The organism is Myxococcus qinghaiensis (genome assembly GCF_024198215.1).
In the GTDB taxonomy this organism is placed as follows: Bacteria; Myxococcota; Myxococcia; order Myxococcales; family Myxococcaceae; genus Myxococcus; species Myxococcus qinghaiensis.
The window spans coordinates 22,324-32,672 of the sequence record NZ_JAKCFA010000048.1 but is presented as its reverse complement, the minus strand read 5'-3'; the positions used below and the strand labels follow the sequence as shown (position 1 = coordinate 32,672).

At 68.8% G+C, this 10,349-nt stretch carries 9 protein-coding genes and 1 pseudogene; 4 read left to right on the top strand and 6 right to left on the bottom strand.

All coding sequences use genetic code 11. From position 1 onward, the window contains the following. Nucleotides 1-266: 266 nt before the first annotated feature. A pseudogene (locus LZ199_RS45210) lies at nucleotides 267-644 on the top strand (ISKra4-like element ISMfu2 family transposase); the annotation flags it as partial. A 144-nt stretch (nucleotides 645-788) separates the two neighbouring features. Here the strand turns inward: LZ199_RS45210 and LZ199_RS45205 are convergent. Further along, nucleotides 789-1,241: an SMI1/KNR4 family protein gene (locus LZ199_RS45205; RefSeq protein ID WP_254000054.1), complete on the bottom strand. Its 453-nt coding sequence runs from the start codon at nucleotides 1,239-1,241 to the stop codon at nucleotides 789-791. Between the two features lie 719 nt (nucleotides 1,242-1,960). Next, the gene (locus LZ199_RS45200) at nucleotides 1,961-2,203 is read right to left on the bottom strand and encodes a hypothetical protein (RefSeq protein WP_254000053.1); all 243 of its coding nucleotides are present in this window, start codon (nucleotides 2,201-2,203) and stop codon (nucleotides 1,961-1,963) included. Between the two features lie 214 nt (nucleotides 2,204-2,417). Here LZ199_RS45200 and LZ199_RS45195 point away from each other — a divergent pair, with 214 nt between their 5' ends. Beyond that, on the top strand, nucleotides 2,418-3,674 hold the full coding sequence (locus tag LZ199_RS45195) for a tetratricopeptide repeat protein (RefSeq protein ID WP_254000052.1): 1,257 nt from the start codon (nucleotides 2,418-2,420) through the stop codon (nucleotides 3,672-3,674). Here LZ199_RS45195 and LZ199_RS45190 read toward each other — a convergent pair. Further along, on the bottom strand, nucleotides 3,652-4,983 hold the full coding sequence (locus LZ199_RS45190) for a M16 family metallopeptidase (RefSeq protein ID WP_254000051.1): 1,332 nt from the start codon (nucleotides 4,981-4,983) through the stop codon (nucleotides 3,652-3,654). The two genes, LZ199_RS45195 and LZ199_RS45190, sit on opposite strands and share 23 nt — an antisense overlap. Next, nucleotides 4,980-6,524: a sensor histidine kinase gene (locus LZ199_RS45185; protein WP_254000050.1), complete on the bottom strand. Its 1,545-nt coding sequence runs from the start codon at nucleotides 6,522-6,524 to the stop codon at nucleotides 4,980-4,982. Before LZ199_RS45185 ends, LZ199_RS45190 begins: the two co-directional genes overlap by 4 nt. 259 nt (nucleotides 6,525-6,783) lie before the next feature. Between LZ199_RS45185 and LZ199_RS45180 the strand changes: the two genes are divergently transcribed. Next, complete coding sequence (locus LZ199_RS45180) at nucleotides 6,784-8,580, top strand: serine hydrolase domain-containing protein (protein WP_254000049.1); 1,797 nt, start codon at nucleotides 6,784-6,786, stop codon at nucleotides 8,578-8,580. Between the two features lie 70 nt (nucleotides 8,581-8,650). Beyond that, nucleotides 8,651-9,049 carry a 6-carboxytetrahydropterin synthase QueD gene (gene queD, locus LZ199_RS45175; RefSeq protein ID WP_254000048.1) on the top strand — a complete coding sequence of 133 codons (399 nt, stop codon included), beginning with the start codon at nucleotides 8,651-8,653 and terminating at the stop codon, nucleotides 9,047-9,049. A 4-nt stretch (nucleotides 9,050-9,053) separates the two neighbouring features. Here the strand turns inward: queD and LZ199_RS45170 are convergent, their stop codons facing one another. Both LZ199_RS45170 and LZ199_RS45165 read right to left on the bottom strand, forming a co-directional pair. Then, complete coding sequence (locus tag LZ199_RS45170; protein WP_254000047.1) at nucleotides 9,054-9,764, bottom strand: SDR family NAD(P)-dependent oxidoreductase; 711 nt, start codon at nucleotides 9,762-9,764, stop codon at nucleotides 9,054-9,056. Beyond that, nucleotides 9,761-10,276, bottom strand: a complete 516-nt coding sequence (locus LZ199_RS45165; protein ID WP_254000046.1) for a 6-pyruvoyl trahydropterin synthase family protein — start codon at nucleotides 10,274-10,276, stop codon at nucleotides 9,761-9,763. The genes LZ199_RS45170 and LZ199_RS45165 overlap by 4 nt, the downstream gene beginning before the upstream one ends. Nucleotides 10,277-10,349: the final 73 nt, after the last annotated feature.

Below are 10,349 nucleotides of genomic sequence, written 5' to 3'. Positions count from 1 at the left end.
GCCCTCCGAAGCCCCAGGCCCTTCCGAACGCCGTCTGGATAAACAACCCCGCGCAGCTCCCCAGCTCACAGACAGCTGCGCACTAATCTCTCAGTTTCACTGTCTCATTCACGTTGACAGGTTCCGTCTCGCCTAACTGGGAGAGCAGGAAGCGCTCTCCCTCGGTAGGCGGCGTGGTGAGCCTCTGGATGTTCTCAAAGGTGGGAAAGAAGAGCGCCATGTTAGTGCCCCCAGCAGATGGTGACGATAGTCCTGTCCCTGGCGACATGTCGCTGCTCAACACGCCTGGGGCGGTATGGACCCTCGCCGCTGCACGGCACGCCAGCGGCAAGCGGGAAGTCGTCATCGGCGACCAGCGGCCGGTGCACGAGGCAATCACCTACGTGGAGAGTCACGGTGAGCGGATGCACTACGCGGAGGCACGAGCGCGGGGATTGCCCATTGGCCGTGGCAACGTGGAGGCCACCCGCAAATCCCTGGTCGCCCTGCGCATGACGCGCCCGGGGGCGCGCTGGACGGAGGAGTCCGGCCAGCACATTCTGGACCGGCGCGCCCTGGTGATTTCGGAACGCTGGGACGCCGCCATGAATCTCACGCTCGCGCCACAGCGTGCAGAGGCGCGGCGCGCCGCGTGTTCAGGATGAGCGCCAGCTCCTCTTCAGCTTAGCCTTCATCGCGCATGCCGCCCGGGCGATGCGCAACCGCGAGCTGATGGTCTCCGGTATCATCGCGAGAGTGATGGGCTTAGCGCTGGGGCTCGCCTTGTCCTAACTCCTACGGCCGTCGCGTCAGTCGCTGAGCCAGAACAGCTTGTTGCTGCTCCTCAATGCACGTTGCAGGAACTCCTGGAACGACCCGGCGATCTGTCGAACGTGCAGCGGATAGGTTTCGTGAAACGCATCCAGCAGTGGATACGGGCCGCCGGGCTGCGCCACATCAACGAGCACGAAGTCGCTGTCCTGGCAGTAGAGGAGGGTGTACCAGGAGGCCGCTCCCATGGAGTCATCGTCCTCCCCTCGCATGCGAACACGAGCCCGCTCGATTTCGGAGAGCGAGAGGATTCGGTACTTCGCGTCCGGCCTGCGCCGGAACAGCGTGGCGCCGTCGCAGTGGAGGTAGAACGCGCGTAAGTCCGAGTCCAACCTCCATCCGACTTTTTCCTCGAAGTCGGCGACCTGCGCGGCCGTCGCCGGTGGGTTGGGAAAATGGTCGCGCGACAGTTCTTCGAGCAGTGTCTGCATCTGCTTAGTCCACGTAGGGCCTGGTGGGGCCCACCAAGTGCCATTGTCCCGTGCGCCCGTAGCATGCCGGGTACGCTTTGTTGATGACGCCATGTACAGCGGATGGGACGGGTAACAGGTTGTTGCGTGCCGTGGGATGGCCGCCATGCCACAGGTCGTGGACGTGGTGTCCGGTCCAGTAGTCGCCACCGCTCTGTGGCCATGCTCCGAACTCAGTAGCCCATTCTTCTCGGAACCCCTCTCGGGCGTTGTCCCATCTGTCGCGCTGGCGCTGCACATCGTTGATGGTGGGGTAGTCGCAGCAGCAGTGGGTGATCGCGAGACGTCCGCCTGCTTCAGCGGGCATCGCGAGGAACCGCCCCGTCCAGTCGCCCTTGATGTCCGCGAGCCAGATGCACCCGCTTAAGGTATGTCCTTCCGCGGCGCATCGTCGTTCGCACCGCGCCATCCACTGCGCATTGCATTGCCAAGGCCCATAGTAGATGGCCCAGTTCACGAACCCGCCCGCCGCGCTTGGGATTGTAGGACCCACCCATTTGGCCGAAGCCGGGCTGTGCCAACGGCGCCGATGGTGGCCGAACCGCAACCGTCGAGGGCGAATAGGAGGGGCAGAAATGCGGCACACAGCGGAAGATGAAAGGTGCGCACCTCAACCTGGATACCAGGGAAGCCCTAAGTCAGTCATTCCCTGAGTGGCTCCCTGTCACTGCGCCACCCCGTCAGGCCGCTTCTTCCAGTATCTCCAGCGCCTCCCGGACCCCGGGGAGCGCGGACAGCAACTCCAGCTCCGCCGTCTGCAGCACGGAGACTCGCTTTCCGGAGAGGCGCTCCATCGTCAGCTCGATGCGGTGGTCCCCCGCCGCGTTGACGCGCCGGAAGATGCGGGCCCTCCGGCCCTCCGCCCGACAGGCGAGGATATCCTTCTGGAGACTGCGCAGACGTCGGACCACCTTCAGCGCCATCCGCCCCTCGGGGGTGTCGAAGGTGTGGAAGTGCCGATTACGCGACAGTGGCTTGCTGGGGTCATGGAGCCTCTCCACGAGGCGCCGAACGAATGGGTCCATCGACGTGGGAGGATAACATCCAGTACCCTCCCGCTCAGCGATGCCCTGGCGAATTCGAACCCTTCCCTGGACCCTGGCGCTCCTCCTCCCGCTTGCTTGTAGGGAACCGGAGGTGGCCGCCGTCCAGAACCGTGCCCAACAGGCACAGTCCGCCCTCGGTGAGGCTCGCGCCCAGCTTGCCAACGGGCAGGCGCTCCCCGCACTCGCGGCCCTCAAGAAGGCCGCCACCGCCGCCCCCGACAGCGCCGAGCCCTACCTGCTCATGGCCGATGCCCACCTCATGAACAACAACATGGGCGCGGCCATCATGTCCCTCAAGCAGGCCGAGGCCCTCATCCCCGGCACCGACCCCACCATCCAGAAGCAGCTCGCCGAACTCTACCTGAGCAACGGCAACACCGCCGAGGCCCTCACCATCCTCTCCACCCTGCGCGACTCCGGCCTGCTCACGGAAGCGGACGTGCTCGGCCTCGCCCGGCTCCAGGCCCGCGAGGGCCAGATTGACGCCTCCTTCGCGACGCTGGAGAGCGTCCTGCGCGACAGCCCGGATGACCCGGAGGCCAAGGCCATGGAGGCGGAGGTCCTCCTCATGAAGGGCGACGAACTGCTCGCCGCCAACCTCATGGACAAGCTGCTCCAGCAGAACCCCGCGCACACCTCCGCGCGCCTGCTGCGCGCCCGCTACTTCCTCGTCAGCGGCGTGCCGCAGATGGCCGAGGCCGACCTCCAGGCCGTCGAAGGCAAGGACGCCAACCGCGGCGACGTCGTCATGCTGCGCGCCCGCGCCCTGCTCGCCCAGGGCCGCCCGGCGGACGCCGAGGCCGCCCTCAAGCCCCTCATCGACGTCGAACCCCAGAACGCCGAGGCCCTCGCCTGGATGGCGGAGACGGTGCTGGCCCAGGGCCGCCGCGCGGACGCGCTCGCCCTGGTGGACCGCGCCCTCCAGTTCCGTCCCCGCCTCGCTCGCGCCCTCTACGTGCGCGGCCGCGCCCAAGAAGAGGCCAAGGACTTGAAGGGAGCCGAGGAGAGCTACCGCTTCGCCCTCAGCGCCGAGCCCCGCTTCGCGCCCGTGCACACCCGGCTGTGGCGCCTGTTCCTCCAGTCGGAGCGCAAGGTGGACGCGTACTCGTCCCTGGAGCGCCTGCTGGCCCTGGGAGAGGCCTCCCAGGAGGAGAAGGTCGCCCTGGCCAGGCTCTCCGCTCAGCTCCAGACGCAGATGGCCCGGGCCACGAAAATCATCGACGAGGCCCTCAAGCGAGAGCCCGGCAACGCCGAGTACCTCGAGGTGAAGAAGGCCCTCGAAGCTGTCGCGCCCAAGCCGAAGAAGAAGCCGACCGGCCCCCTCATCATCCGCGGCGGTCGCCGGTAACGAGCAGCTTCGCGGTGGGCGCTCCGGGCAGCCCCGGCGCCTCCGCCACCACGCGCTCCAGGGCCTTGAGCCCCTTCTTCTGCCCCACCGCGACGACGGTGAGGTTGTCCCGGTGGAAGTAGCGCCGGGCCACTTCCCGCACCCGCGCGGCGGACTGCGAGTCCACCAGGTCCGCCCGGTGCTCGAAGGTCTCCGGCACGCGGAACAACTCCGTGCCGCCGAACCACCCGGCCAGCTCCCCCGGTGAGTCCTGGGAGAACTCCAGCAACATGCGGTGGCGGCGCTTGGCCCGCACCAGCTCCTCTTCGCCAATCTCCTCGTCGCACAGCGCGCCCAGCACGCGGAACGACTCGGCCACCACCTGCGCGGCCTTCTCCGGCGCGCTGGCGGCCTCAATCTCGAACAGGCCGGAGTCGTGGTAGCCGTCCAGCGACGCGTGGACCGAGTACGCCAGCCCCCGCTTCTCCACGATTTCGAATGGCAGCCGCGAGGACAGGCCGTCATCCAGCACGCGCCGGATGATCTGCAGCGCGGCGTAGTCGTCGTGCTGCTCGGGCACGGTGCGGAAGTTGAGGCGGAACTCCGTCTGCGACTCGTCGTGGGAGACGAAGTGCAGCCGGGGCCCGGGCGCGATTTCCGGCGGCGGCGCCTCCGTACTGGCCAGGCCCCGGGGCAGGTGCGCGAAGGCGCGCTCCGTCAACTCGAGCACCTCCTCGCGGCGCACGCGGCCGGCGGCCGTGACGACCAGGTTGCCGGTGACGTAGTGCCGCGCGAAGTGCTCCAGCACCTGGTTGTGCGCGAGCGCGGAGACGGACTCGCGCGTGCCCGCGATTTTCAGGGCCAGCGGGTGGTCGGGGAAGAGCAGGTGCTTGGAGAGGTTGTCCAGGTCGATGTCGCGACCCTTCTCGTCCACCTCGTCCAGCATCTCCTCGAGGATGATCTGCCGCTCGACTTCCATGTCCGTGAGGCGCGGACGGGTGAGCATGTCCCCGAGGATGTCCAGGCCCACGCGCATGTGCGCGGGGTGCAGCGGCGTGTAGTAGTAGCCGTGGTCCCGGGTGGTGACGCCGTTGAGGTTGCCGCCCACTTCCTCCACGGCGGCGTTCATCTTCACCGTGTCCGGCCAGCCCGCGCTGCCCCGGAAGAACAGGTGCTCCAGGTAGTGGCTGACGCCGTTGTTGGCGGGCGTCTCGTGGCGGCTGCCCGTGCGGACGTAGATGGCGAGCAGGGCGGTGTGGAGGTGGGGCGTCTCGATGGTGACGACGCGCAGTCCGGAGGGCAGCACGTCCCGATACGAATTGAAGCTCATGCGCGTGGAAGCCTTAACACGAAGGCCGTGCCCTGGCCGGGAATACTCTGGCAGGAGAGCGAGCCCCCGTGGGCCTGGAGGATTTGCTGACTCACCGCGAGCCCCAGCCCCGTGCCCCCCTCCTTGGTGGTGAAGAAGGGCTCGAAGAGGTGACGGCGTACCTCCTCCGTCATGCCCTGACCTGTATCCGTCACCGTCACCTCCACGTCCTGCTCCATGGGGCGGGTGGCGATGGTGAGCTGCCCTCCGTGGGGCATCGCCTCACGGCTGTTGCGCAGGAGGTTCAGGAAGACCTGGCGCAGCTGCCCCTCGTCGGCGAGCACGGCCGGCGTGGTGGGGGCGAACTCGCGCACCACCTCCACGCCCGCGCGCATCAGCTCCTCGCGAGAGAAGTCCAGCACGCCGTCCAGCACCGCCGTCACGTCGCGCGGGTCCAGGTCCGGCCGTTGGGGCCTGGCCATGCGCAGGTAGTGCTCGGTGACGTCCGCCAGCCGGTCCACCTCGTGGGTGACGGCGGAGAGCAGGTCCTTCACCTCGTTGGCCTCGTCGGGCGCGGGGAACGTGGCGCGCTCCACCGCGTCCCCGAGCAGCTCCACGTTGAGGCCGATGGACGACAGGGGGTTGCGCACCTCGTGGACGATTTGCGCGGAGATGCGGCCCACGGCGGCGAGTTGCTCGGCGCGCATCAGCGCCTCCGCCTGCGCCTTGATTTGCGCCTCGCGGGCCTGGAGCGAGCGGGCCATCTGGTCGAACGCTCGCGCCAGCACCGCCACCTCGTCGTGGCCCTTCACGCCCAGCTGCGCGCTGTAGTCGCCCTTGCCGATGCGCGACACGCCCTCGATGAGCGTCTTCACCGGGCGCAGCGTGCGGGCCGACCACGCGGTGGCGCCCAGGCCCAGCAGAATCGCCGCGACGGAGAGGCTGATGATGGCCAGACCTGTCTGGCGCTCGCGCTCCTCGGCGCCGTCCACGCGCTCGCGGATGCGGTTGGACAAGGACAGTCGCAGCAGCCGCAGCTCGCGGCCGATGGCGTCTTCCATGGTGAGCACGTCGGCGGTGGCGCGGTCCACCTGGGCCTTGTCCGGCGCCTGCGAGGAGAACGCGTCGAACACGCTCTCCGCGGCGCGGCCATACTCCTGGTAGCGCGAGTCCAGCTCCAGGAGCCTCGCCTCCAGCTCCTCGATGAAGGGCAGCTCGCTCGCCGGGGCCATGTCACGCAGCTGGGTGGCCCGCGCGCGCGTCGTGGCCAGGCGCTGGGAGATGAAGGTCGTGGGCACGTAGACGCGCGCCAGGCGGATGATGGCGCGCCGAATCTCCGCGCTGTCCTCCTCCAGCATGCGCGCGGTGTGGCGCTGCTGGTTGGCGTGGTTCATCTCCATCTCCGCCGCGTCCTGCGAGAGCTGGAGATAGCCCTGGCTCAACAGCCGGATTTCGAGCCGGTTGCGGTGCAGCTCCGCGACGCTGAAGAGCGACACCAAGCCGAAGGTGACGAGCACCACCGCGTAGCCCAGGAAGATGCGGGTGGCGAGGGAGAGCTTCATGCGCGCGAGGACCGTGCAACGGCCAGGGCGTCATCGCCAAGCGGCCCGCGCCTCGGGCTCGAGCAGCGCCGTCTTCCCGCCAGCCCCCCGGCGGGGCGACCGGCCGTCCTGGCCTCCTGAATCATGGCCCCGGAGGATAGCCCGAGGGCCCTCGTCCCGCCCGGGGACATTCGCGCAAGCCGGTGGCAATCGTCGTGAATGCCTCGGCGTAGGGACTCGCGTGGTGAACCCCCTCGCCCGTCCCTCAAGGAACCACGCCATGTTCTCCACGGCCCACGCCTCCCTGGGCGCCCTGCTGGTGCTGCTCGTGTTGCCCTCCTCCTCCAAGGCCGCGGAGCCCGCGAAGTCCGCCGTCGTGGCCCCCAAGGCCGAGGCCCCCGCTGACACCGCGTCGAGCCTGGTCGGCATCTGGGCAGGGGAGCCCGTCTTCGGGCCCGAGGTCCAGGGCGAGCTGACGGTGTTCCGCGATGGCGACACGTGGCGCGCGCGCATCGGCGGCTACGAGGCCCCCGGGCGTCTGGAGAAGAACCAGCTCACGGTCACGATGCCGGGAGGGCAGGGGGCGTTCCGGGGCGTCGTCGGCGCGGACGGCAAGCTCATCCGGGGCCACTGGGTGCAGCCGCGCGTCATCATTGGCGGCGTGCAGTACGCCACGCCCGTGGAGCTGCGCGCGCTCCAGAAGGGCGTGTGGCGGGGCAACGTGACGCCGTGGGCGGACCGCTTCACCCTGTACCTCGTCGTGTACACGCGGCCGGACGGCACCATCGCCGCGTACCTGAAGGACCCCGAGAAGGGCTTCGGCCGGCAGTTCGCGTTCAACGTCTCCATGCAGGGCAACGCCGTGAAGCTGACGGACCCGCGCGGCCCGACGACGCTGGAGGGCACCTTCGATTCGCGCTTCGGTCGGCTGACGGTGCCCATCCTCTTCCTGGGCCCCCTCCACTTCACGAGGAAGGAGCGGGAGCAGGCCGTGGGGCTCTACCCGCGCACGCCCGCGCCGGGAGCCTATGCGTACCGTCCGCCCGTCGCGGAGCAGGATGGCTGGGCGACGGCCTCGCTCGCCGACGTGGGCATGGACCTGGCGCCCATCGCCGCGCTGATGCAGCGCATCCTCGACACCGAGCCGGGCCCGACGCCGGGTGCGCTCATCCAGGGCGTGCTCATCGCGCGCAGGGGCAAGCTCGTCGTCGAGGAGTACTTCCACGGCTTCGACAAGGAGCGCCTGCATGACCTGCGCTCCGCATCCAAGACGCTGGCGCCGATTCTCGTGGGCACGGCGATGGAGCAGGGCGCGAAGCTCGCCCCCGAGACGCCCGTCTACTCGCTGTTCCCCGCGTACAAGAGCGCCGCGCCCGCGGACCCGCGCAAGGCGAAGCTCACGCTGGAACACTTGATGACGATGACGTCGGGCCTGGACTGCGACGACAACAACGACGAGTCCCCCGGCAACGAGAACACCCTCCAGGAGCAGGAGGGGGACTGGTACACGTACACGCTGGACCTGCCCATGGGCCGCGCGCCCGGAGAGCCGCAGGCGGTGTACTGCTCCGCCGGAATCAACCTGGTGGGCGGCGCTGTGCGCAACGCGACGGGGACGTGGCTGCCCGAGCACTTCGCGCGCACCGTGGCGGAGCCCCTCCAATTCCGCCGCTACGCGATGAACCTGATGCCGGATGGCGAGGCGTACCTGGGCGGTGGCCTCTACGCGCGGCCCCGCGACGCGCTGAAGCTGGGGCAGCTGTACCTGGCGGGCGGCGTGTGGAACGGCAGGCGCGTGGTCAGCAAGCGCTGGGTCGAGCGCTCCATCTCACGGCACTCGGTGATGAGCCCGGACCGGACCTACGGGTACGCGTGGTGGCGTCACGAGCTGCGCGTGGGGGAGCGCGTCTACGCGGAATACGAAGCGGGCGGCAACGGCGGACAGTACGTCATGGTCATCCCCGAGCTGGAGCTGACGGTGATGTTCACTGGGGGCAACTACGGCCAGTTCAACCTCTGGAAGACCTTCCGGGAGGAGCTGCTGCCCCGCTACATCCTCGCGGCCGTGCGCCGGTAGGCACGGGTGGGAGCCCGCCCTGTGTCTTGGCTCGACGCCCGGAGGCAAACGTGGGTAGAAGGCCGATCCAATGGAGCCCGTCTCGACGAAGAAAGCCGCGGTGGTGACTGAAATCTCGAAGGAGTTCACCTTCGAGGCCGCGCACCGCCTCCCCAACGTCCCCCCTGGCCACAAGTGCTCGCGTGTCCATGGGCACAGCTACCGCATTGAAATCACCGTGCGCGGACCGGTGGATCCGCACTTCGGCTGGATTGTCGACTTCGCGGAGCTGAACGCCGCGTGGCAGCCGCTGCACGCGCTGCTGGACCACCGGCTGCTCAACGACGTGCCCGGCCTGGAGAACCCCACCAGCGAACTGCTCGCCGCCTGGGTCTTCGAGCGGCTGAGCTTCGCCACCGCGCGCGTCGTGAAGCTGCGCGTGTCGGAGACGTGCACCTCGCAGTGCACCGTCTACCCGGCCGAAGGCTGAAGCCTCAGGTCTCCACCTGTCCCAGATTGGCGTGGAGCACCGCGCCATTCACGGTGGGCGTGGTGGCGCAGAAGTAGAGGACGTTCGCGATTTCGTCCGGGGTGATGAGGCGCCCGAAGGTCGACTTCGCGGAGATGACGGCGGCGCGCTTCGCGTCGTCGCCCAGGTGCTCTCGCAGCATCTCCGTGTCCGTGAAGCCCGGGCACACGCAGGCGGTGTGGATGCGCGTACCCGCCAGGTCCTGGCAGGTGGAGCGCATCAACCCGACGAGCGCGTGCTTCGACGTGACGTAGGACGCGTTGCCCTTCACGGCCTTCTCCGACAGCGTGGAGCCCACGTAGAGGATGGACGAGCCGTCGCCCAGGTAGGGCCGCGTCAGCCGGTTGAGCACGGCGGGCGCGACGACGTTGACCTCCAGCACCCGGCGAAGCTGCGCCGCCGTCAGCGCCAGCGCGTCGTCGTGGTCATAGATGGCCGCGTTGTGCACCAGGCTGACGCGGTGGCCTCTGGCCTGTCCCACGGTGTCTCGCAGCGCGGCCTCCACGCGCGGCTCCCAGTCGCCTGAGCCCAGGTCCACGCCCAGGTCCACGACGCCCGGCACGTGGCTCGGCTGGCGCGCCAGGCTCAGCACGCCCCAGCCTTCCTTGCGAAAGCGCGCGGCCAGCGCCTGGCCGATGCCTCGACTGGCGCCGGTGATGATGGCGTGGTCCGTCATGACGCCTCCCACTCCCAGGAGGACGACTGGCCCGGGCCGGAGGCGCACTTCACCACCAGCCGCGTGACGCCGTCCTTGCGCAGGGCGGTGCCGTCTCCCAGCAGCTCCTCTCCGAAGACGCGCGCCAGCTCCTCCAGCGTCACGTTCTCCACCGGCAGCACGGTGATGTCGCGCGCGAGGAAGCGCAGCTCCTCCCCGTTGAAGCGCGCCAGGACATCGCCCTTCGCGTCCCGCTCCAGCTTCAAGTACGGGGACTTCTCCGGAAGGAAGAACGTCTCGTTCCAGGCGCGGCAGCGGGCGATGATGGTCTGCTTCAGCGGGCCGTAGTCGGAGAGCATCCCGTTGTCGGCGACCTCGCCCGTCAGCGCGACGTAGACGGTGAAATTGTGGCCGTGCAGGTTCTCGCGGTGCGTCGCGGAGAAGATGGTGAAGTGCCCGGCCGAGAACTTCATCTCTTCCTTGTAGAGCTCCAGGGTCGTCGTGCGTGGCATGAGCAGGTGTGGGGTTAGCATCTGCGGCCGCCGCCGGGAAGTCTCGCGCCCCGGGACGTCCTGGCTCCCCCCAGGGGAAATGCGCGATTCTGGA